Source organism: Streptomyces sp. NPDC002566 (assembly GCF_042889585.1).
Classification (GTDB): Bacteria; Actinomycetota; Actinomycetes; order Streptomycetales; family Streptomycetaceae; genus Streptomyces.
In genome coordinates this window covers 198,457-220,013 of the sequence record NZ_JBIARD010000010.1, presented here as the reverse complement: position 1 = coordinate 220,013, position 21,557 = coordinate 198,457, and the positions used below count along the sequence as shown (strand labels likewise).

The 21,557-nt window shown below is 73.0% G+C and carries 18 protein-coding genes; 6 read left to right on the top strand and 12 right to left on the bottom strand.

All coding sequences use genetic code 11. From position 1 onward, the window contains the following. Positions 1-577 precede the first annotated feature (577 nt). Entirely contained in the window at positions 578-1,603 is a 1,026-nt protein-coding gene (trpS, locus tag ACFYXA_RS32500; protein ID WP_389039677.1) for a tryptophan--tRNA ligase, read from the top strand. A 29-nt stretch (positions 1,604-1,632) separates the two neighbouring features. On the opposite strand, the gene proC is transcribed toward trpS, so the two are convergent. The 6 genes from proC to ACFYXA_RS32470 all read right to left on the bottom strand — a co-directional run bounded on the left by proC (position 1,633) and on the right by ACFYXA_RS32470 (position 6,153). Further along, entirely contained in the window at positions 1,633-2,445 is an 813-nt protein-coding gene (gene proC, locus ACFYXA_RS32495) for a pyrroline-5-carboxylate reductase (RefSeq protein WP_351090641.1), read from the bottom strand. Positions 2,446-2,584: 139 nt separating this feature from the next. Beyond that, positions 2,585-3,358, bottom strand: a complete 774-nt coding sequence (locus ACFYXA_RS32490) for an ABC transporter permease (RefSeq protein WP_389039673.1) — start codon at positions 3,356-3,358, stop codon at positions 2,585-2,587. Further along, complete coding sequence (locus ACFYXA_RS32485) at positions 3,355-4,167, bottom strand: ABC transporter ATP-binding protein (protein WP_389039670.1); 813 nt, start codon at positions 4,165-4,167, stop codon at positions 3,355-3,357. Before ACFYXA_RS32485 ends, ACFYXA_RS32490 begins: the two co-directional genes overlap by 4 nt. A gap of 168 nt (positions 4,168-4,335) precedes the next feature. Then, entirely contained in the window at positions 4,336-5,106 is a 771-nt protein-coding gene (locus ACFYXA_RS32480; RefSeq protein ID WP_389039667.1) for a class I SAM-dependent methyltransferase, read from the bottom strand. Positions 5,107-5,169: 63 nt separating this feature from the next. Further along, on the bottom strand, positions 5,170-5,664 hold the full coding sequence (locus ACFYXA_RS32475) for an EamA/RhaT family transporter (RefSeq protein WP_389039664.1): 495 nt from the start codon (positions 5,662-5,664) through the stop codon (positions 5,170-5,172). 174 nt (positions 5,665-5,838) lie between these two features. Next, positions 5,839-6,153, bottom strand: coding sequence for an SH3 domain-containing protein (locus ACFYXA_RS32470; protein ID WP_389039661.1), 315 nt, complete (start codon positions 6,151-6,153; stop codon positions 5,839-5,841). Between the two features lie 192 nt (positions 6,154-6,345). On the opposite strand from ACFYXA_RS32470, the gene ACFYXA_RS32465 reads away from it, so the two are divergent. Next, positions 6,346-8,565, top strand: a complete 2,220-nt coding sequence (locus ACFYXA_RS32465) for a serine/threonine-protein kinase (protein ID WP_389039658.1) — start codon at positions 6,346-6,348, stop codon at positions 8,563-8,565. Between the two features lie 28 nt (positions 8,566-8,593). Here the strand turns inward: ACFYXA_RS32465 and ilvD are convergent, their stop codons facing one another. The 4 genes from ilvD to ACFYXA_RS32445 all read right to left on the bottom strand — a co-directional run bounded on the left by ilvD (position 8,594) and on the right by ACFYXA_RS32445 (position 13,623). Next, the gene (ilvD, locus tag ACFYXA_RS32460; RefSeq protein WP_389039655.1) at positions 8,594-10,447 is read right to left on the bottom strand and encodes a dihydroxy-acid dehydratase; all 1,854 of its coding nucleotides are present in this window, start codon (positions 10,445-10,447) and stop codon (positions 8,594-8,596) included. Positions 10,448-10,570: 123 nt separating this feature from the next. Beyond that, complete coding sequence (locus tag ACFYXA_RS32455) at positions 10,571-11,176, bottom strand: TetR family transcriptional regulator (RefSeq protein ID WP_389039652.1); 606 nt, start codon at positions 11,174-11,176, stop codon at positions 10,571-10,573. Beyond that, entirely contained in the window at positions 11,173-11,997 is an 825-nt protein-coding gene (locus ACFYXA_RS32450; RefSeq protein ID WP_352244918.1) for a sugar phosphate isomerase/epimerase, read from the bottom strand. The genes ACFYXA_RS32455 and ACFYXA_RS32450 overlap by 4 nt, the downstream gene beginning before the upstream one ends. A gap of 693 nt (positions 11,998-12,690) precedes the next feature. Then, positions 12,691-13,623, bottom strand: a complete 933-nt coding sequence (locus tag ACFYXA_RS32445; RefSeq protein WP_352244917.1) for a Ppx/GppA phosphatase family protein — start codon at positions 13,621-13,623, stop codon at positions 12,691-12,693. Between the two features lie 96 nt (positions 13,624-13,719). Between ACFYXA_RS32445 and ACFYXA_RS32440 the strand changes: the two genes are divergently transcribed. After that, positions 13,720-14,562: a hypothetical protein gene (locus ACFYXA_RS32440; protein ID WP_352244916.1), complete on the top strand. Its 843-nt coding sequence runs from the start codon at positions 13,720-13,722 to the stop codon at positions 14,560-14,562. A 23-nt stretch (positions 14,563-14,585) separates the two neighbouring features. Here the strand turns inward: ACFYXA_RS32440 and ACFYXA_RS32435 are convergent, their stop codons facing one another. After that, on the bottom strand, positions 14,586-16,343 hold the full coding sequence (locus ACFYXA_RS32435) for a hypothetical protein (protein WP_389039648.1): 1,758 nt from the start codon (positions 16,341-16,343) through the stop codon (positions 14,586-14,588). 197 nt (positions 16,344-16,540) lie between these two features. On the opposite strand from ACFYXA_RS32435, the gene radA reads away from it, so the two are divergent. Next, positions 16,541-17,950: a DNA repair protein RadA gene (radA, locus tag ACFYXA_RS32430; protein ID WP_389039645.1), complete on the top strand. Its 1,410-nt coding sequence runs from the start codon at positions 16,541-16,543 to the stop codon at positions 17,948-17,950. A gap of 81 nt (positions 17,951-18,031) precedes the next feature. Then, positions 18,032-19,156 carry a DNA integrity scanning diadenylate cyclase DisA gene (gene disA, locus ACFYXA_RS32425; RefSeq protein WP_389039642.1) on the top strand — a complete coding sequence of 375 codons (1,125 nt, stop codon included), beginning with the start codon at positions 18,032-18,034 and terminating at the stop codon, positions 19,154-19,156. Between the two features lie 234 nt (positions 19,157-19,390). On the opposite strand, the gene ACFYXA_RS32420 is transcribed toward disA, so the two are convergent. Continuing rightward, entirely contained in the window at positions 19,391-20,254 is an 864-nt protein-coding gene (locus ACFYXA_RS32420; protein WP_389039640.1) for a hypothetical protein, read from the bottom strand. A gap of 346 nt (positions 20,255-20,600) precedes the next feature. On the opposite strand from ACFYXA_RS32420, the gene ACFYXA_RS32415 reads away from it, so the two are divergent. After that, positions 20,601-21,557, top strand: a complete 957-nt coding sequence (locus tag ACFYXA_RS32415; RefSeq protein ID WP_352244911.1) for an A/G-specific adenine glycosylase — start codon at positions 20,601-20,603, stop codon at positions 21,555-21,557.

The window sequence follows — 21,557 nt, the reverse complement described above, 5'->3', positions numbered from 1 at the left end:
AGATCTTTTCTCGATCCGATTTCCTCGGTGCTTTCCGGTTCCCCGCTCTCGCGGTTTCCCTTCCGGCGTTTCCGACTCTATCAGATCCTTTCGGCTCTGATTCCCAGTCAGAGGGGTTTGTCTTCCCGGCCGCTCGGGCCGTTCCGACGGGTGAGACTTTAGCGGATTCCCCGCCGCCGAAGCGAATCGGGGCCCGCGTCCTTTCGAACGCGGATTCCTCATTTCGCGAATACGCACGCCAATGAAACGACGACAGACCAATGGACTGCTCGTCGAGAGCCTGGTGAGGTACTTGCGGAATGGCTGTCCGGGGACCGACCGGAGTCGGCGCTCACGTCGGACAACTCGGAGAACACTACGTATCGGCCCGGGGTGTGTCAACCCGCCTCCTCGACGGTCCCGCGCGGCGTACTGTGGGGTCATGTTCATGCGTACGTGCAACCAGCAGTGGTGGGCCGCCTGAGGGCGGCCGGACTCACGTATGCAGTCAGCGGCCGCCGCCTCGGCGGCCGTTCTCGTTTCTCCCTCCTGAGAGCCGGCCGGCGGGCGCGGCGGTCATCGACCAGGAGGTGGAGTGATGAAGAGGGTCTTCAGCGGGGTCAAGCCGACCGGGCATCTGACGCTGGGGAACTACCTGGGGGCCATGCGGCAGTGGGCCGAGGTGGACCAGCACCGGGCGGACGCCCTGTTCTGCGTCGTCGACCTGCACGCGCTGACCGTGGACCACGATCCGGCGCGGGTGCGTCGGCTCAGTCGGCAGACGGCCACCCTGCTGCTGGCGGCCGGGCTGGATCCTGCGTTGTGCACCCTGTTCGTGCAGAGCCATGTGGACGAGCACGCGCGGCTGTCGTACCTGCTGGAGTGCGTGGCCACCGACGGCGAGATGCGGCGGATGATCCAGTACAAGGAGAAGGCCGGACGGGAACGCGAGCGCGGTGGGAGCGTGCGGCTGTCGCTGCTGACGTACCCGGTGCTGATGGCCGCGGACATCCTGGCCTACGCGGCGGACGAGGTGCCCGTCGGCGACGACCAGGCGCAGCACGTCCAGCTGACGCGGGATCTGGCGTTGCGGTTCAACCAGCGCTACGGGCAGACGTTCGTGGTGCCGAGGGCCACGCATCCGGCGGTGGCCGCCCGGGTGATGAACCTGCAGGAGCCCGCGTCGAAGATGGGCAAGAGCGAGGACTCCGGGCCGGGGATCGTCTACCTGCTGGACGAGCCGGACGTGGTGCGCAAGAAGGTCATGCGGGCCGTGACCGACAGCGGTCGTGAGGTCGTGTACGACCGGGCGGGGCGGCCGGGGGTGGCGAACCTGCTGGAGATCCTCGCGGCGTGCACGGGCGGGGACCCCGAATCCCTCAGCGTCCGTTACCGGTCGTACGGCGCTTTGAAGAAGGACACGGCGGACGCTGTGGTCGAGGTCCTGAAGCCCCTGCAGGACAGGCACAAGGAGCTGTGCGCTGACCCGACGTATGTCGAGGGGGTGCTGAGGGAGGGTGCGGAGAAGGCCCGGGCGATGGCCCGTCCGGTGGTCGACTCCGCCTATCGCGCGATCGGACTGCTGCCGCCGGTGCCGGAACCGCTGCCGGTCGCGACACCGTGAGGTGACTGCTCCCCGGTGGGCGGGCGGCGTCAGTCCTTTGTGCCGGAGGCCAGTTGGCGGCTGCGGTCGCGGGCGGCTTCGAGGGCCGCGATGAGGGCGGCGCGTACGCCGTGGTTCTCCAGTTCGCGGATGGCGTTGATGGTGGTGCCCGCCGGGGAGGTGACGTTCTCGCGGAGCTTGACGGGGTGTTCGCCGCTGTCGCGGAGCATCGTGGCCGCGCCGATGGCGGACTGGACGATGAGGTCGTGGGCCTTGTCGCGGGGCAGGCCGAGCAGGATGCCGGCGTCGGTCATCGCTTCGACCAGGTAGAAGAAGTAGGCCGGGCCGGAGCCGGAGAGGGCGGTGCAGGCGTCCTGCTGGGACTCGGGGACGCGCAGGGTCTTGCCGACCGAGCCGAAGATCTCCTCGGTGTGGGCGAGGTCGGCTTCGCCTGCGTGGCTGCCGGCGGAGATGACGGACATGGCCTCGTCGACGAGGGCGGGGGTGTTCGTCATGACGCGGACGACGGGGACGCCGGCGGTGAGGCGGTCCTCGATGAACGCGGTGGTGATGCCGGCGGCTCCGCTGATGACCAGGCGGCCGGCGGGGACGTGCGGGGCGAGTTCCTCGAGGAGGGCGCCCATGTCCTGCGGCTTGACCGTGAGGATGAGGGTGTCGGCGGTCTTGGCGGCTTCGGCGTTGGTGACCGGGACGACTCCGTGGCGGCTGCGGAGTTCCTCGGCCCGCTCGGCGCGGCGGGCGGTGACGAGAAGGTCGGCGGGCGGCCAGCCGCCTCGGAGCATTCCGCTGAGAAGGGCTTCGCCGATCTTGCCGGTGCCGAGGACTGCGACTTTCTGGGCCATGGCGGGGTGTCCTCCGGAAGGGTGCGTCGTCCTGAGGGCATCCTCGCATCCGGGGTGGGCCGCGTGGTGCGGTCGTCCGGCAGGCGGGACGTCGGGCGGGGCGGTGGAGCGGGGCCGGCACCCGGTCGCGGGCGGGCTGTCACGCCGTACGCCTGCGGAGTGTCGCCGCGCCCAGGCCGAGGACCAGCAGGGCGCAGCCGGCCACGATGAGGGCGTCGCGGACGAAGGTCGCCGTCATGTCGGTGTGCCTGAGGACCTCGTTCATGCCGTCGACGGCGTAGGACATGGGCAGGACGCCGGAGAGGCCTTCGAGGGCGGGGTGCATCTCGTCGCGCGGGGTGAACAGGCCGCACAACAGGAGCTGGGGGAAGATCACCGCCGGCATGAACTGGACCGCCTGGAACTCCGAGGCGGCGAAGGCGGAGACGAACAGGCCGAGGGCCGTGCCGAGGAGCGCGTCGAGCAGGGCCACCAGGAGGAGGAGCCAGGGGCTGCCCGTGACGTCGAGGTCGAGGAACCAGACGGCGAGGCCGGTGGCCAGGGCGGACTGGACGATCGCCAGGGCTCCGAAGGCGAGGGCGTAGCCGGCGATCAGGTCGCCCTTGCCGAGGGGGAGGGCGAGGAGGCGTTCCAGGGTGCCGGAGGTGCGTTCGCGCAGGGTGGCGATGGAGGTCACCAGGAACATCGTGATCAGCGGAAAGATCCCGAGGAGGGAGGCTCCGATGTCGTCGAAGGTGCGGGGGCTGCCGTCGAAGACGTAGCGGAGCAGGAACAGCATCGCGCACGGGATGACGATCATCAGGGCGATGGTGCGGGGGTCGTGGCGGAGCTGGCGCAGGACGCGGGCCGCGGTGGCGGTGGTGCGCGAGAGGTTGAGGGGGCCGGTGGGGGCGGGGCGGGTCGGTGTGGTCATCGTGTCGTCTCCTTTTCACGGGCGGACCGTGTCGCCTCGTCGACGAGGTGCAGGAAGGCCGCCTCGACGGTGTCGGAGCCGGTGCGGGCGCGGAGGGCGTCGGGCGTGTCGTCGGCGAGGATCTCGCCCTCGCGCATGAGGAGGAGGCGGTGGCAGCGCTCGGCCTCGTCCATGACGTGGGAGGAGACGAGGAGGGTGGCGCCGCGGGAGGCGGCGATGTCGTCGAAGAGGTTCCACAGGTCGCGGCGCAGGACGGGGTCGAGGCCGACGGTGGGTTCGTCGAGGACGAGGAGTTCGGGGGCGCCCAGGAGGGCCACGGCGAGGCTGACGCGGTTGCGCTGGCCGCCGGAGAGGTTGCCGGCGAGTGCGTCGGCGTGGCTGGTGAGGTCGACGTCGGCGATGGCCCGGGTGACGTCGTCGTGGCGGCGGTCGGCCGCCGGGCGCCCGGGGTCGAGGATCGCGGCGAAGTAGTCGAGGTTCTGGCGGACCGTGAGGTCGGCGTAGACGGAGGGGGCCTGGGTGACGTAGCCGATGCGGGTGCGCAGGGCGGGGTGTCCTGCGGGCCGGCCCAGGACGTCGAGGGTGCCGGTGACCTTGGCCTGGGTGCCGACGATCGCGCGCATCAGGGTCGACTTGCCGCAGCCCGAGGGGCCGAGGAGCCCGGTGATCTGGCCGCGCGGGACGGTGAAGTCGAGGGAGCGCAGCACCGTGCGGGGGCCTCGGACGACGGTGAGGCCTCGGGCCTGTACGGCGGGTGTCCGGTCGGCGTCGGGTGGCCTCGGGGGCTCTCCGGAACTGTAATTCATCATGTGATGAATAGTGCGCCTCGGGCGGGGCGTCGTCAAGAGGGGCGAGGGCGAGTGGGGCGGGGTCGACCAGGGCCGGGACCAGTGGGGCGGCGTCGACCAGGGCCGGGACCGTGGACATGCGTGTGCGGCGGCCCCGGAGTCGGGAGCCGCCGCACGGGAGAGGTGTGGTCAGGGGCGGAGGGCGACCAGGAACGCGACGTCGTAGGTCTCCTCGACGATGCCGTCCGGGAAGACGGTCAGGAGGTGCCGGCGCTCCTCGTCGAGGAAGGCGGCGACGCTCTCCCCGTCGTGGACGAGGAAGATCGAGTGGCTGCCGATGTTGGCCAGATGGGTGTCCAGGGGGACGCGGCGGCTCCAGCGGACATGGCCGCGCGCGAAGTCCAGGGGGTCGGTCGGGCCGGCCAGGACAGCATGCGTGCCGTCGCCGTTCCTGCCGGCGGTCCGCTCCAGGCCGAAGTGGCGCTGGACGCGGTCGGTCTGGGCGTCGATCCAGGGCACGTCGAGTGCGGCGGCGTTCCACCACAGGACGAGGGCGCCGCCGGGGCGCAGCACGCGCACGGCCTCCGGGACGGAGCGCGCCGGGTCCGTCCAGTGCCAGGACTGGGCGTAGGTGAGGAAGTCGAAGGAGGCGGTGGCGAGGGGGAGATGGTTGCCGTCGCCCCGGACGACCGGCACCTCGGGGAGGGCGCGGCGGAACTGCTCGGCCATGCCGTCGCCCGGTTCGACCGCGACGACGTCGGCGCCGCGGGCGTGCAGGAGGGCGGTCGCGATGCCGGTGCCCGCGCCGATGTCGGCGACGCGCGCCCCGGCGAGCGGACGGTCCGCCATGGCCTCGATCGCTTCGAGGAGGGCGGGCGGGTAGGAGGGGCGGTTGGCGGCGTACTGGGCTGCGGCGGAGCTGAAGGAGAGCGCTCGGTCGGTGTGTGCGGGAGCCGTCATGTGGCCATGGTGGCCGGGGTGGGCGGCGAGGGGAACGGGGCCTGCGGGTGCGCCGAGGGCGGCTCAGGTCCGGCGGCGCTTCTTGGAAGGGTTGCCCGTACGGCGGCCGGAGCGGCGTTCGTACTGGACGCGGGCCGCCTCGTACTCCTCGCGGTGGAGCTTCTCGCCCGGGGCCTCGGTGAGCGAGCGGAAGAAGTAGGCGAACAGGGAGCCGACGAAGCCGATGGCCAGCAGACCGCGCAGGGAGGACTGGCGTTCGGGGTCGTGGCGCTTGGTGAAGCCCTCCAGGGTGTGCCGGAAGGCCAGCGCGCTGCACACCGCGAACATGACGACGACCAGCAGGGTCACGAAGCTGCCGCTGTCGGCGATCGCGAGGCCCTCGTAGGCGAGGCGCAGCACCAGGCAGGAGCCGACCGCGGCGGCGAGGGACCCCACGGACGCGGCGGCCCGGCGGGCGGCGTAGCCCTGGTCGTGGTCGACCCAGGTCGTGCCGAAGAAGCGCAGGGGCTCGGGGCGGGGGCCGGTGGCACCGCCCCGGGCGCCGTTGTCGTCGCTCACATGACGATTATGGCCGCGGGCGGGGCGGGCCCCCCGGGTGGGGCCGGAGCGGGGCGGGCTTCCGCCGGGTTTCCCGTGAGGTGTCCCCTCGGGCTTCCCGTCAGGGCTTCCGTCGGGCTTTCCGTCCGGCCTTCGAACCGGTCGAACCGGTGGGAGCCCGCCCGTGCCGTGCGGTCAGCCGCAGCGTGAGGCCACGTAGCCGTCGCTGCCCGTGCGGACATAGGTGTCCGAGACGTACTGGCCGCTGCCGATGTTGTCCCAGATGTTCGACGTGCCGTACGGGCCGCTGACCGATGTGCCCGGCGTCTGGCAGTAGATCGTCACCGAGGCCCCTTCGGGCAGGACGCGGACCACGCCGTAACCGGTGCCGGGACCGCTGCGGACGTTCAGCCGGACGCCCGGGGCGACCGGATAGGAGTTCACCGCCACGGCCGCCCGCCGCACCGGCTCCCCGCCGCTCTCAACCTCTTCGACCTGCTCGACAGACATGACTGAACCTCCCCCGTGAACCCCCATGACCTCCATGGGGGGAGACGTTGATTCCCTGGAATCAGCGGCTGAAACACATGTATGCAATTCGAACACGGGGGCCTGGCAAGCCTCCTCGGTCCCGTCAGCCTCATCGACTAGGCTCCCTGCGTCGCGCGCGCCGATTCGCGGCCGAACAGCACGGGGGTGGTCATGGCGCCACAGCGCAACGCCGGATCGGATGCGGAAGCGGAACTTCCCGAGTACGCCGGCCACTACCGTCTGGAATCCTGTCTGGGCTCGGGCGGGATGGGCGTGGTCCACCTGGCCCGCAGCACCTCGGGGATGAAGCTCGCGGTGAAGGTCGTGCACGCCCGGTTCGCCGAGGACCCCGAGTTCAGAGGGCGGTTCCGGCAGGAGGTCGCCGCCGCGAGACGGGTCAGCGGGGCGTTCACCGCACCCGTCGTCGACGCCGACCCGGAGGCCGGACGGCCCTGGATGGCCACGCTGTTCATCCCCGGTTCGACCCTCTCGGACCAGGTGAAGCGGAACGGGCCCATGAGTACGGGTGAGTTGCGGCGGCTGATGGCCGGACTCGCGGAGGCCTTGCGCGACATCCATCGCGTCGGCGTCGTCCACCGGGATCTGAAGCCCAGCAACGTCCTGCTCGCCGAGGACGGCCCGAAGGTCATCGACTTCGGCATCTCCCGGCCCAAGGACAGCGAACTGCGCACCGAGACAGGGAAGTTGATCGGCACCCCGCCGTTCATGGCGCCGGAGCAGTTCCGGCGGCCCAGGGAGGTCGGGCCCGCCGCCGACATCTTCGCGCTCGGCTCGGTCCTGGTGCACGCGGCGACCGGGCGGGGGCCGTTCGACTCCGACAGCCCCTATGTCGTCGCCTACCAGGTCGTGCACGACGAGCCCGATCTGACGGGCGTGCCGCAGATCCTCGCCCCGCTGGTCCAGCGCTGTCTGGCGAAGGAGCCCGAGGAGCGGCCCACACCGGACGAGCTGATGCGGGAACTGCGTTCGGTGTCGGCCTCGTACGACACACAGGTGTTCATACCGGCGCCGCGGGACCGGGACGGGGACCGGGAGAGGGACCAGGACCAGAACCTGGACCGCGGTTCCCCCCGTCTCATCGGTCAGGCGGACGCGGCCGGCGAGGGCAACACCGAGGGCAGCAGGGCCGCCGGGAGCCACGGGGACTCCGAAGGCGACGGGCACGCCGAGAAGGGCGGGGCCGCCCCGCCCGCGCCCCGCACCCGGCGTCGGCTGCTCCGGCCGATGGCGGTCGCCGCGGGGGCGCTGTGCCTCGTCGCGGGCGGGGTCGCCGCCGTGCAGTGGGCCGGGGGCGCGCCCGCGCCGGGGCCCACCGGGGGGCGGACGGCGCCGGCCGGGTTCTCGGCGTGGAGGTCGGACCCGGTGTCCGACGCGCAGACCGCGCCCGAGTGCTCCTACGGCGCGGGAAAGCTCCTGTGCGCCCAGGCGGGGACGGTCCTCGCGCTCGACCCCGCCGACGGCTCCCCGGCCTGGCGGCACACCGTCGATGCGCCCCTCGGCAGCGGGGCTCCGGTGCTCGTCGGCGGTCTGGTGCAGCCCCCGGCGCATCTGGCCCCGCGGCTGGAGGCGCTCGACCCCGCCTCGGGCGAGGTGCGCTGGACGGCGGACGTGCCCGAGTACAACGCGCTGCAAACCGTCGGCGACATGCTGCTGCTCACCTCCGCCGACGGCACGGTCACCGGCGTCGACGGCGCCACGGGCAGGACCGCGTGGAGCCGTACGGTCCCCGGGCAGCCCGCGCCGTACTTCACGTCGTTCGCCGGCGATCCGCTCGCCTACGTGACGAGCACCTCCGGCTCGGGGAGGACCTCCGTCACCGCCGTGGACCCGGCCACGGGCGCCGTGCGGTGGCAGGCGGGGCTGGACGGCACGCTCACGGCCGTCGGCAGCCATGACGGGGCACTGTTACTGCTGTCGGTCGAGGACGGGACCGGGTACACCGACGCCGTCGTGCGCTACGACCCCGCGTCGAAGTCGACCCGCCGGGTGAAGCTGCCGGTCACCCGCCAGGACCCGCAGGCCGGCGTGCGCGGGGACGTCGTCTACCTGCTGAGCACCGGCGGCGCGCTGGAGGCCGTCGACATGGCCGGACGCCGCGTCCTGTGGCAGCTGGAGACCGGCGTGAGCCGGGGCTCGGAGCCGGTCGCCGACGGCCGGCATGTATACCTCGTCGGCGCGGACGGACGGCTCCTCGGGGTCGACGCCCGCGCCGGCCGGCTGCTCGGGCAGACCCCGGCCCGCCTCGGCGCGCACGGCGACCGGGTGGCGGCCTCCCTGCCGGCGCCCGTCGTCGCGGACGGGCGCGTGTACGGCAGCGCGCCCGACGGCACCGTCTTCGCGGTGGACGGGGGCGACCCGGCGGGCTGGTGAGCCCGCCGTCGCCCCCGTGGCACCGGGATCAGCCCAGCTTGGACACGTCCCGCACGGCGCCCTTGTCGGCGCTCGTCGCCATGGCGGCGTAGGCGCGCAGGGCGGCGGACACCTTGCGCTCACGGTTCTTCGGGGCGTACGTCCCGTTCAACGCCTGCTCACGGCACGTGAGTTCCGCGTCGTCGACGAGCAACTCGATCGTGCGGTTAGGGATGTCGATGCGGATGCGGTCGCCGTCCTCGACGAGGGCGATCGTGCCGCCGGACGCCGCCTCGGGCGAGGCGTGGCCGATGGACAGGCCCGAAGTGCCGCCGGAGAAGCGGCCGTCGGTGATCAGGGCGCAGGCCTTCCCGAGTCCGCGGCCCTTCAGGTAGGACGTCGGGTAGAGCATCTCCTGCATGCCGGGGCCGCCCTTGGGGCCCTCGTAGCGGATGACGACGACGTCGCCCTCCGTGATCTGCTTCAGCAGGATCTTCTCGACGGCCTCCTCCTGCGACTCGCAGACGACCGCCGGGCCCTCGAACGTCCAGATCGACTCGTCGACGCCGGCCGTCTTGACCACGCAGCCGTCGACGGCGAGGTTGCCCTTGAGGACCGCCAGGCCGCCGTCCTTGGAGTAGGCGTGCTCGGCGGAGCGGATGCAGCCCCCCTCGGCGTCCTCGTCCAGGGCCGCCCAGCGCTCCGACTGGGAGAACGCCTCGGCGGAGCGGACGCAGCCCGGCGCGGCGTGCCACAGCTCGATCGCCTCGGGGGACGGCGAGCCGCCGCGCACGTCCCACGTCTTCATCCAGTCCGCGAGGGACGGGCTGTGGACGGCGTGCACGTCCTCGTTGAGCAGGCCCGCGCGGTGCAGCTCGCCGAGGAGGGCGGGGATGCCGCCGGCGCGGTGCACGTCCTCCATGTAGTACGTGCGGTCCTTGGCGACGTTGGGCGCCACCTTGGCCAGGCACGGGACCCGGCGCGAGACGGCGTCGATCTCGTCGAGGCCGAACGGGACGCCCGCCTCCTGCGCGGCGGCCAGCAGGTGCAGGATCGTGTTGGTGGAGCCGCCCATCGCGATGTCCAGCGCCATCGCGTTCTCGAACGCGGCGAAGGTGGCGACGTTGCGCGGCAGGACCGTCTCGTCGTCCTGTTCGTAGTACCTGCGGGTGATGTCCATGACCGTGCGCGCGGCGTCGACGTAGAGCCGCTTGCGGGCGGTGTGGGTGGCGAGGGTCGAGCCGTTGCCGGGGAGGGACAGGCCGATGGCCTCGGTCAGGCAGTTCATCGAGTTGGCGGTGAACATGCCGGAACACGAGCCGCAGGTCGGACAGGCGTTCTCCTCGATACGGAGGATGTCCTCGTCGGAGATCTTGTCGTTGACGGCGTCGGAGATCGCGTCGACCAGGTCGAGCGTGCGGACCGTGCCGTCGACGAGGGTGGCGCGGCCGGACTCCATGGGGCCGCCGGAGACGAACACCGTGGGGATGTTCAGCCGCAGGGCCGCGTTGAGCATGCCCGGGGTGATCTTGTCGCAGTTGGAGATGCAGATCAGGGCGTCGGCGCAGTGGGCCTCGACCATGTACTCCACGCTGTCCGCGATCAGGTCGCGGGAGGGCAGGGAGTACAGCATGCCGCCGTGCCCCATCGCGATGCCGTCGTCGACGGCGATGGTGTTGAACTCGCGCGGGATGCCGCCGGCCTCGACGATCGCCTCGCTGACGATCCGGCCGACAGGCTGGAGGTGGGTGTGGCCGGGCACGAACTCCGTGAAGCTGTTGGCCACGGCGATGATCGGCTTCCGGCCGATGTCCGCACCGGGTACACCGGAGGCGCGCATAAGGGCGCGTGCGCCCGCCATGTTGCGGCCGTGGGTGACTGTGCGGGACCTCAGCTCGGGCATCGTCGCTCGCTCCTTCAGACAGATAGGGCTGCTGTCGAGCGTACGCCGGTCATCCAGGGACCGGGACGATGTGTCCGGAATGCGGGACGCATGTCTCGCCTGAGGGGCGGGAGCGGCACCCGGTCACGGTCCTGCGAGGTGTCCCTGCACGACCGGCGCGACCCGGGCGACGATCTGTTCGACGTCCGCCGACGCCAGCGGCTCCACCTTGATCACGTACCGCAGCATCGCCATCCCCACCAGCTGCGCGGCCGCCAGTTCGGCGCGCAGTTCGGCGTCGGGGAGTTCGAGCTGCGCGGCGACGCGGCGCAGGAGCTGGGAGGCGACCAGACGGCGGAAGACGGCCGCCGCGGTCTCGTTGGTCACCGCCGAGCGGACGATGGCCAGGACGGGCGCGCGGGTCGCCGGGTTCTCCCAGATGCCCAGGATGAAGCGGGTGAGGCGCTCGCCGACCTCGGCCGGCGGGCCGTCGGCGAGGGCCTCGGGCGCGTCGAGCGCGGGCGCGAACGCGACCTCGATGGCCGCCGCGAAGACCTGCTCCTTGGTGCCGAAGTAGTGGTGGACCAGCGCAGAGTCGACCCCGGCGGCCTTGGCGATGCCCCGCACGGACGTCTTCTCGTAGCCACGCTCGGAGAACTCCTCGCGGGCCGCGGTCAGGATGCGGTCGCGGGTGTCGCCGGACTCGGTGCGCGGGGGCCGCCCTCGGCGGCGCGCGCCGGTGCCGTTCACCAGCGGGGCACCTTCGGCGCCGACGCGAGGTGCAGTCGCGTGAAGGCCAGGGCCTCCGCGAGGTCGGCCTCCCGTTCGGCTCCGGACATGGCGCGGCGGGTGTTGACCTCGATGACGACATGGCCGTCGAAGCCGCTGAGCGCGAGCCGCTCCAGCAGTTCGGCGCAGGGCTGCGAGCCGCGGCCGGGGACCAGGTGCTCGTCCTTGGCCGAGCCGTTGCCGTCCGCGAGGTGGACGTGCCCGAGGCGGTCGCCCATGCGGTCGAGCATCTGGATGGCGTCCGTACGGGCCGTCGAGGCGTGGCTGAGGTCGATCGTGAAGTGCCGGTAGTCGTCCTTGGTGACGTCCCAGTCCGGCGCGTAGGCGAGCATCTCGCGGTCGCGGTAACGCCAGGGGTACATGTTCTCGACGGCGAACCGCACGTCCGTCTCGTCGGCCATCCGCCAGATTCCGGTGACGAAGTCGCGCGCGTACTGGCGCTGCCAGCGGAAGGGCGGGTGGACGACTACGGTGCCGGCGCCGAGCTTCTCGGCCGCCGCGCGGGCCCGCTGCAGCTTGACCCACGGGTCGGTCGACCACACCCGCTGTGTGATCAGCAGGCACGGGGCGTGCACGGCGAGGATCGGCACCTGGTGGTAGTCGCTGAGTCTGCGGAGCGCGTCGATGTCCTGGCTGACCGGGTCGTTCCAGACCATGACCTCGACACCGTCGTATCCGAGGCGCGCGGCGATCTCGAAGGCCGTCGCCGTCGACTCCGGATAGACCGAGGCCGTCGACAGGGCGACCTTCGCATCCGGGATGCGCACGACTGGCTCTGCCATGGGGGACAGGTTACGGGGTGCGGTCGAGTGCGAGCCGGGTCCCCGGCGGCCGTTGTGGTGTTCGCCACGACGCCCACGACGGGCTCCGGTGGATTCGCGCCGAATGCGCAGGGGTGGGGTGGGGGCGGGGGCCGACGCACGCGCGCGTGCGCGACTGACGGGGCGGCAGACGGAGGGGAGGCGTGTGCGGGTGCGCGCGGCGGCGGGGGCGGTGACGGTGACGGGGGTGGCGAGGGCGCTTACGCGTGCCTGCCCGGCCGGGCGGCGGGGTGGTGGCGGGGCTGTCGCGGGGGCGCAGGCCTCCCGACGGGGCGGCTGGGACGTCGGCGGGGGCGCCCATGCGTGTGTGCCCGTCGGCGGGCACCACGAGGAGCTGGGTCGGGTGCGCCGCATCGGCACACGTGTGTGCCCGTCGGCGGGCACCACGAGGAGCTGGGTCGGGTGTGCCGCATCGGCACGCGCGCGGCCGGCCGGCTCCGCACGCGGCGTGGGGGCCGCCCGGCTTGCGCACGCGCACGCGTGGTCTGTCCGTACGCTCACGCGTGCGTGCGGCCCGCTGTCGGACTCGCGCACGCGGGCCCACCGGCTCGCACGCGCGCACGTGTGCTCCGCCGGCTTGCGCACGCCGCGTGTAGTCCGGCTGCGCACGCGCACGCGCGGATCGTCCGTACGCTCACGCGCGCGTGCCTCGGTCTACGCCGAGCCCATGTGGTCCAGGCGGCGCAGGATGACGCCCTCTCTCAGGGCCCAGGGGCAGATCTCCAGGGTCTCCACGCCGAACAGGTCCATCGCGCCCTCGGCGACCAGTGCCCCGGCGAGGAGCTGGCCCGCGCGGCCCTCCGAGACGCCGGGCAGCTCCGCGCGCTGGGCGGCTGTCATGCCGGCCAGGCGCGGCACCCAGGCCTCCAGGGACTCCCGCTTGAGCTCGCGCTGCACGTACTGGCCGTCGGTGGAGCGGGCGGCGCCGGCGAGGCGGGCGAGCTGCTTGAAGGTCTTCGACGTGGCGACGACGTGGTCCGGGGAGCCGAAGCGGCTGAACTCCCCCACCGTGCGGGCGATCTCCGCGCGTGCGTGCCGGCGCAGCGCCCGGATGTCCTCGGGGTCGGGCGGGTCGCCGGGCAGCCAGCCCGCCGTGAGCCGGCCCGCGCCCAAGGGAAGGGAGACGGCCGCGTCGGGCTCCTCGTCGATGCCGTACGCGATCTCCAGCGAGCCGCCGCCGATGTCCAGGACGAGCAGCTTGCCCGACGACCAGCCGAACCAGCGGCGGGCGGCGAGGAAGGTGAGCCGGGCCTCCTCCGCGCCGGTGAGGACCTGGAGCTCGACGCCCGTCTCGTCCCGCACGCGCGCGAGGACGTCGTCGGCGTTGCCGGCCTCGCGCACGGCGGACGTCGCGAACGGCAGCAGGTCCTCGACACCCTTGTCCTCGGCCGCCTGAAGGGCCTCCTGGATGACCGTGATCAGCCGGTCGACGCCTTCGGCGCCTATCGCCCCGCTGTCGTCGAGGAGTTGAGCCAGGCGCAATTCCGCCTTGTGCGAGTGCGCCGGCAGCGGGCACGCGCCGGGGTGCGCGTCCACCACCAGCAGGTGCACCGTGTTCGATCCCACGTCGAGGACACCGAGTCTCATAAGGGGAAACGCTACTGCCAGGCGGGCTCCGCACGGTCCCCGGTGTGCATCCTGAGACGGTGTCGCGCCGGCCCGCGGGCGACTTACCCTGGACGCGTGCCAAAGACGAAAAGCGCGAAGCACGACAAGAACGCCACCTCGAAGAAGTCGCGCAAGGCCGCCCCGCAGGGGTCGCCCGCCGGCCCGGCCGGGGACGAGAAGGGCCTCGACTTCGCGCGCGCGTGGGTCGAGTTCCCCGACCCCGCCGACCACGAGCAGGTCTTCCGGTGCGACCTGACCTGGCTGACCTCGCGCTGGAACTGCATCTTCGGCAGCGGCTGCCAGGGCATCCAGGCGGGCCGCGCCGACGACGGCTGCTGCTCGCTGGGCGCCCACTTCTCCGACGAGGACGACGAGAAGCGCGTCGCCGAGCACGTGGCGCGCCTCACCCCGGACATCTGGCAGCACCACGACGAGGGCACGCGGGGCGGCTGGGTCTCGGAGGACGAGGACGGCTCGCGGCAGACCCGCCCGTTCAACGGTTCGTGCATCTTCCAGAACCGTCCCGGGTTCGCGGGCGGCGCCGGCTGCTCGCTGCACATCCTGGCGCTGCGGGAGGGCCGTGAACCGCTGGAGACCAAGCCGGACGTCTGCTGGCAGCTCCCGGTGCGCCGCACGTACGACTGGATCGACCGGCCCGACGACACGCGCGTGCTGCAGGTGTCGATCGGTGAGTACGACCGGCGGGGCTGGGGTCCGGGCGGTCACGACCTGCACTGGTGGTGCACCTCGGCGACCTCGGCGCACGGCGCGGGCGAGCCCGTGTACGTGTCGTACCGGGCGGAGCTGACCGAGCTGATGGGCAAGGCGGGCTACGACCGGCTGGTCGAGCTGTGCGAGCAGCGGCTCGCCGCACAGCTTCCGCTGGTGGCGCCGCACCCGGCGGACCCGGCGGGCTGAGGGGGCCCTGCCGGGCGGCTCCGTCAAGGCGCGCCGGTGTCGCCGTCGCCGCCGCCCTCCCCGCCGCCGTCGCCCGGTGGCGGTGTGGAGACGCCCGGGTCCGGTGTGGACGGATCGGGGCTGGGCTCGGGGTCGGCGGTGGCCGGCGGGGGGCTGGAGGCCGGGGGCGTGGTGGGCGGGGCCGTGGGGCTGGGCGCGGGTCCCTGCGACGGGGGCGCGCCGGTGGGGCGGCCCGGTCCGGGATCGGCGGGCGCGGGCGCGACGCCGTAGCCGTCGATGGAGACGACCGCGCCGGCCGGGGCGATCGCCACGCGTGCGTGCCAGTGCCCGGCGGGTTCGCGCTGACGGTCGACGTAAACCTTGACCGTCGTCGACTCGCCGGGCGCGATCACGCCCCGGGAGCGGCTCAGGTGGAGCCAGGGGGCGGTGGCGGTCGCGGACCAGCGGATCGGCTCGGGCGCGTCCGGGGCCGCGGTCAGGGTGATCAGGGTGGTGGCGCCGTCGGTGCCGGCCCGCACGGAGAGGCGGCCGACGCCGTGTTCGCCGAGTCCGGCGACGCTGATGACCTCGACGGAGACATCGGTCTCGTCGCCCGCGGAAGCGCGCCCGCCGGGCCGCGTGCTGGCGTTGCCGGCGTTCTGGTAGCCGCCGGCGGCCGCCGAGTCGAGGCTGCCGGGGTCCTGTGCCTCGCTGGCGGCGGGGTTGCGTCCGTCGGCGCCCTCGGCGGTCGGCGTGCTCCGGTAGGCGGCCCAGAGGGCGATCACGGGCGCGGCGACGACGGTGGCGACGACGGTCGTGGTGACGGCACGCGCGCGTAGGCGGTCGCGGCGGGCGGCGCGGTCCTTGGGGTCCATCGGGAAGCCGCGCCGGTCGAACCGGGGGGCGGCCGCGCCCCGCGCGCGGGAGAGGCGGGCGGTGGCGGCGCGCAGGGTCGCGCGGGGCGCTTCCAGCACCGGCAGCTCGGCGGGGGTGACGCCGGCGCCGGGCCAGCGGCCGGGGACCGCGCGTTCGGCGGCGCGGCGGCAGCGCGGGCAGTCGTCGACGTGCCGGACGAGTTCGCGGCGCAGGGCGGCACTCAGCACGAGCTGGTCGTCTCCGGAGAGACGGTCCACCCCGGGGCAGCCGCCGGTCTCGACGACGGCGAGGGCGGCGCGGGTGCGCTCGACCTCGCAGGCGGCGGTGGCGAGCAGCTCACGGGCTGCTGCGTGCTCCATCCCGAGAACGGCGGCCACCTCGTGGGCGGCGAGCTGGTGGCGTACGGCGAGTTCCAGCGCCTCGCGCTGCTCGGGTGTGGTGCCGGCCGCCTCCGGCCAGGCGAGCAGGGCGAGTTCACGCCGCCGCTGCTGCTGCCGGGCCTCGTCCGCGAGATCGGCGGGGGGCGCTTCGGCGGGCTTCGCGCCGCTCGCGCCGGGGGCGTCCGACCGCCCCGCCGCGTGCGTGCCCTGGCGTTTCCGCCGGGCCTCGGCGAGCTTGCGCAGACACGCCCAGCGGGCCAGTGCGTACAGCCATGCCCTGCGGTCGCCCGGGGCGTCCGGGACGCGCTGACCGCGCCGCTCGGCGAGCACAAGGGCGTCCGCGAGCGCGGCGGTGGCCGCGTCGTGCTCGCACAGGACGGACAGGCAGTAGGTGAACAGCCCGTCGAGGTAGGGCTCGTAGGACGGCTCGCTGCGGCCGCGCGGTCGCCGCGCCGGCGTGCGCGCCTCGGCGCGGTCGCACGCCTCCCGGTGCGCCCGGTGTGCGCCGGTCGTGCGGGTCGGGGTCTGCGGACTGCTGCTCATCACCCGTGCGACCGTAGGCGGCGCGGAACTGCGTGTTCTGCCCCCTTGAGTCCTTTTAATCCGTACGGGTGAAACGATCCCTCATACGGGTCGGGGGCGAAAGGTGCATACGGGGGTCGTCCCCCCGTGGGGGAACGCCGGGGGCGCACGGTTGTCCACAGGCCCGGACCGTTGTCAGTGGCTGCGGTTACGGTTTCCCCATGGCTGCCCGTACGAAGACCACCAAGGACCGTCCGTCCTACCGCTGCACGGAGTGCGGCTGGCAGACGGCCAAGTGGCTCGGCCGCTGCCCCGAATGCCAGGCGTGGGGCACGGTCGAGGAGTACGGCACGCCCGCGGTCCGTACGACGACGCCGGGGCGCGTCACCAACTCCGCCCTGCCGATCGGCCAGGTCGACGGCCGTCAGGCCACCGCCCGCCCCACCGGCGTGACCGAGCTGGACCGTGTGCTCGGCGGGGGCCTGGTGCCGGGCGCGGTGGTGCTGCTCGCCGGGGAGCCGGGCGTGGGCAAGTCGACGCTCCTGCTCGACGTGGCCGCCAAGTCGGCCAGTGACGAGCACCGCACGCTCTATGTGACCGGTGAGGAGTCCGCGAGCCAGGTCCGGCTGCGCGCCGACCGCATCGGCGCCATCGACGACCACCTCTACCTCGCCGCCGAGACGGATCTGGCGGCCGTCCTCGGCCACTTGGACGCGGTGAAGCCCTCGCTGCTGATCCTCGACTCGGTGCAGACGGTGGCCTCCCCGGAGATCGACGGCGCGCCCGGCGGGATGGCCCAGGTCCGCGAGGTGGCCGGGGCCCTCATCCGCGCCTCCAAGGAACGCGGCATGTCCACGCTGCTCGTGGGCCATGTCACCAAGGACGGCGCGATCGCGGGGCCGCGCCTGCTGGAGCACCTGGTCGACGTCGTCCTGCACTTCGAGGGCGACCGGCACGCGCGCCTGCGTCTGGTGCGGGGCGTCAAGAACCGCTACGGGGCGACGGACGAGGTGGGCTGCTTCGAACTGCACGACGAGGGCATCACCGGCCTCGCGGACCCGAGCGGCCTCTTCCTGACCCGTCGTGACGAACCCGTCCCGGGGACCTGCCTGACGGTCACCCTGGAGGGCCGCCGCCCCCTGGTCGCCGAAGTACAGGCGCTCACCGTCGACTCGCAGATCCCCTCCCCGCGCCGGACGACCTCCGGCCTGGAGACGTCCCGGGTGTCGATGATGCTCGCGGTCCTGGAGCAGCGGGGCAGGATCAGCGCCCTCGGCAAGCGGGACATCTACTCCGCGACGGTCGGCGGGGTGAAGCTCTCCGAGCCCGCCGCGGACCTGGCGATCGCCCTCGCGCTGGCCAGCGCCGCCAGCGACACACCCCTGCCGAAGAACCTCGTCGCGATCGGCGAGGTGGGCCTCGCGGGCGAGGTCAGACGGGTCACGGGCGTGCAGCGCAGGCTGGCCGAGGCCCACCGTCTGGGCTTCACGCACGCGCTCGTGCCGGGCGATCCCGGAAGGGTCCCCGCGGGCATGAAGGTCCTGGAAGTCGCGGACATGGGGGACGCCCTGCGGGTCCTGCCGCGGTCCCGTCGCCGAGAGGCCCCACGGGAGGGGGAGGACCGCCGGTAGACTTTGCCCAGGTCTCGCCCGTCCGTACGAACCGAGTGCGCGCAGCGGGGACGCCCCAGAACCTGCGACCGGAGGAGTGCAGTGGCAGCCAACGACCGGGCGGCAGCTCATGGAAAGTCCGGTGGCAATTCCGGTGCCGAGGGCCTGATGCGCGCCTCGCTGAGCGCGGTGGCCCCCGGCACTGCTCTGCGCGACGGCTTGGAGCGGATCCTGCGCGGCAACACCGGCGGGCTCATCCTGCTGGGCTCCGACAAGACGGTCGAGGCGATGTGCACGGGCGGCTTCGTCCTGGACGTCGAGTTCACGGCGACCCGGCTGCGCGAGCTGTGCAAGCTCGACGGCGGCATCGTGCTCTCCTCCGACCTGTCGAAGATCCTGCGGGCCGGCGTCCAGCTGGTGCCGGACCCCACGATCCCCACGGAGGAGACCGGCACGCGGCACCGCACGGCGGACCGCGTCAGCAAGCAGGTCGGCTTCCCCGTCGTCTCGGTCTCCCAGTCCATGCGGCTGATCGCGATCTACGTCGACGGCCACCGCCGCGTCCTGGAGGACTCGGCGGCGATCCTGTCCCGCGCGAACCAGGCCCTCGCCACCCTGGAGCGCTACAAGCTCCGCCTGGACGAGGTCGCGGGGACTCTGTCGGCGCTGGAGATCGAGGACCTGGTGACGGTCCGGGACGTGTCCGCCGTGGCCCAGCGCCTGGAGATGGTGCGCCGCATCGCCACCGAGATCGCCGAGTACGTGGTGGAGCTGGGCACCGACGGCCGCCTTCTCGCCCTCCAGCTCGACGAGTTGATCGCGGGCGTGGAGCCCGAGCGTGAGCTGGTGGTCCGGGACTACGTGCCGGAGCCGACGGCCAAGCGCTCCCGCACGGTCGACGAGGCGCTGTACGAGCTGGACGCGCTGAGCCACGCCGAGCTGCTCGAAATGCCCACGGTGGCGCGGGCGCTGGGCTACACCGGATCCCCCGAGGCCCTCGACTCCGCGGTCTCCCCGCGCGGTTTCCGGCTCCTGGCCAAGGTCCCCCGCCTTCCCGGCGCCATCATCGACCGCCTGGTGGAGCACTTCGGCGGCCTCCAGAAGCTCCTCGCCGCGAGCGTCGACGACCTCCAGACGGTCGACGGAGTGGGCGAGGCCCGGGCCCGCAGCGTCCGAGAGGGCCTCTCCCGCCTGGCGGAGTCCTCGATCCTGGAACGCTACGTCTGACACAGCCCGCGGCTGCGGAGCCGCGGGCCGACCGTCCGCCCCAGGGCGTGTTTCGCTCTAGGGCGTGTTTCGAAAGTAGCGTCGTCCGCCCGCAGGGCGGGGCTCGCGGCGTCTGGTGCGGTGCATCGCAAGGCGGAGGGTCGTCCGCGTACTGGTTGTACGCGGGCGATCCCGACAACGCGGCGAGGCGCCGTGCCAGGCGTCGCGAGCCAGACGGGACTTTCGAAACACGCCCTAGTCGGCCTTCAGCACGAACGACGTCTGTGCCTTCGCGAAGCCCGGGACCTTCGCCTCGACCAGGTAGGTCCCCGGTCCGGCCACCCCCGCCGGCGGCGTCGCGCACTTGGGCGCACCGGGCTTGCGGTCCCAGGTCACGGTGTACGTGAGGCCGCTCCCGCCGGCCACCCGGTACAGCCGGCTGCCCGCACCCTTGGGGCAGTCGTCGGAGGACCAGTAGTCGTCCTCCGCCCCCGCCTGAGTGATCGTCAAGACTGCTTTCGCGGGCCCGAGATCGACCTTGCAGTCACTCCCTGAGGAGTTCTTCGCCGTCAGCTGGAACGTGGGCTTCTGTCCCGGCGAGTAGGTGTTGCGGACACTACGCAGGCTCAACGTCACCACACTCGCAGTGCAGTTGGGCAGTGTGGTCCCGGCCGGCAGAATCGTGGCGGACGTCCCGGCGCTGGAAACGCCGTCGCTCACCACACCCCCGGCGCCCACCGCGGCCCCGCCGTCGCCCGCACCGGCGCCACCGGAACCGGCTCCGCCACCCGAACCCGACCCGCCCCCGGAGCCGCCCACGGCCCCGGACCCGCCCGATCCACCCGATCCGCCGGAACCGGAGCCCCCGTCGCCCGACTCGTCGCGCCCGCCGGGGTTTTGACTGATCGCGGGCCCTGATCCGGACGGTCCCGGAGTGATGGAAGGCGCGGGATTCTTCCCGTTGGGACCGTCCGCGCCGTTGCGTCCGCCACCCCCGCCCGAGGCCACGATCCATGTGACCAGCAGCGCCAACAGGGCGACCACGGACAGCAGTACGACCCTCCGTCGCCAGTAGATGGAGGAGGGAAGCGGCCCGACCGGATTGCGCAGAGATCCCACGGCGCAAACTGTACGAGAGATCGCGCCGTTCACCGGCCCCACCCGCCGCCCGGAGAACAACTTTTCCGGATCATCATCCCGGACACGACTGCTCCGCCTCCGACTTGTGCCCTTCACACCGCCACCAGTCGCAGGAGGTGACGACGAAGGCCTTCGCGCTCACCATCCGTGACCGCTGCTGAAGGAGCCGCCTCCCCTTCGCATCGCGCCGCTTGCACCTCTGGCCACAGCCGCCTGACGCTCCGGCCGCGACCGGGAGGGCGGTCCAACGGAAGATCCCCGTGGCCCGCCCCACAGAGTGGCGGTACGCGCGCTCCCCTCCCCTCATGGCAGGATCGGTAGGGCCATGACTGCGCCCACCAAGCCCCCGTACAGCAGCCCCGCCGACGCCGACGCCGCCCCCGGTCCCCTGCTCGACGAGCAGGTCACCGGCGCCCACCTCCACTCCCCCGTCATCGACTGGTTCGACGACAACGCCCGCGACCTGCCCTGGCGGCGGCCAGAAGCCGGCGCGTGGGGCGTGATGGTCAGCGAGTTCATGCTCCAGCAGACTCCGGTCAACCGGGTCCTGCCCGTCTACGAGCAGTGGCTCGCCCGCTGGCCGCGCCCCGCCGACCTGGCCGCGGAGGCCCCCGGCGAGGCCGTACGCGCGTGGGGCAGGCTCGGCTACCCGCGCCGCGCCCTGCGGCTGCACGGCGCGGCGGTGGCCATAACGGAACGGCACGGCGGCGACGTGCCGTCGGACCACGCTCAGCTCCTGGCGCTGCCCGGCATCGGCGAGTACACGGCCGCCGCGGTCGCCTCGTTCGCGTACGGGCAGCGGCACGCCGTGCTGGACACCAACGTCCGGCGGGTCTTCGCGCGCGCGGTCACCGGCGTCCAGTACCCGCCGAACGCGACCACGGCCGCCGAGCGCAAGCTCGCCCGGGCGCTGCTGCCCGAGGAACAGGAGACCGCCGCGCGCTGGGCGGCCGCCTCCATGGAACTCGGGGCGCTCGTCTGCACGGCCAAGAACGAGACGTGCGGACGCTGCCCGATCGCCGCACAGTGCGCCTGGCGGCTCGCGGGCAAGCCGGAGCACACCGGCCCACCGCGCCGGGGGCAGACGTACGCCGGCACCGACCGGCAGGTGCGCGGGAAGCTGCTCGCCGTCCTGAGGGACGCTCACGCGCCCGTGCCGCAGGCCGTTCTGGACCGCGTGTGGCACGAGCCGGTGCAACGCGCGCGTGCGCTGGACGGCCTCGTCGCGGACGGTCTCGTGGAACCGCTGCCGGGCGGCCAGTACCGCCTGCCGCTGACGTGA

Coding starts and splice junctions, on each gene's coding strand:
- trpS (WP_389039677.1), top strand. CDS start 578: ATGAAGAGGGTCTTCAGCGGGGTCAAGCCGACCGGGCATCTGACGCTG.
- proC (WP_351090641.1), bottom strand. CDS start 2,445: ATGGCCCAGAAAGTCGCAGTCCTCGGCACCGGCAAGATCGGCGAAGCC.
- ACFYXA_RS32490 (WP_389039673.1), bottom strand. CDS start 3,358: ATGACCACACCGACCCGCCCCGCCCCCACCGGCCCCCTCAACCTCTCG.
- ACFYXA_RS32485 (WP_389039670.1), bottom strand. CDS start 4,167: ATGATGAATTACAGTTCCGGAGAGCCCCCGAGGCCACCCGACGCCGAC.
- ACFYXA_RS32480 (WP_389039667.1), bottom strand. CDS start 5,106: ATGACGGCTCCCGCACACACCGACCGAGCGCTCTCCTTCAGCTCCGCC.
- ACFYXA_RS32470 (WP_389039661.1), bottom strand. CDS start 6,153: ATGTCTGTCGAGCAGGTCGAAGAGGTTGAGAGCGGCGGGGAGCCGGTG.
- ACFYXA_RS32465 (WP_389039658.1), top strand. CDS start 6,346: ATGGCGCCACAGCGCAACGCCGGATCGGATGCGGAAGCGGAACTTCCC.
- ilvD (WP_389039655.1), bottom strand. CDS start 10,447: ATGCCCGAGCTGAGGTCCCGCACAGTCACCCACGGCCGCAACATGGCG.
- ACFYXA_RS32450 (WP_352244918.1), bottom strand. CDS start 11,997: ATGGCAGAGCCAGTCGTGCGCATCCCGGATGCGAAGGTCGCCCTGTCG.
- ACFYXA_RS32445 (WP_352244917.1), bottom strand. CDS start 13,623: ATGAGACTCGGTGTCCTCGACGTGGGATCGAACACGGTGCACCTGCTG.
- radA (WP_389039645.1), top strand. CDS start 16,541: ATGGCTGCCCGTACGAAGACCACCAAGGACCGTCCGTCCTACCGCTGC.
- ACFYXA_RS32415 (WP_352244911.1), top strand. CDS start 20,601: ATGACTGCGCCCACCAAGCCCCCGTACAGCAGCCCCGCCGACGCCGAC.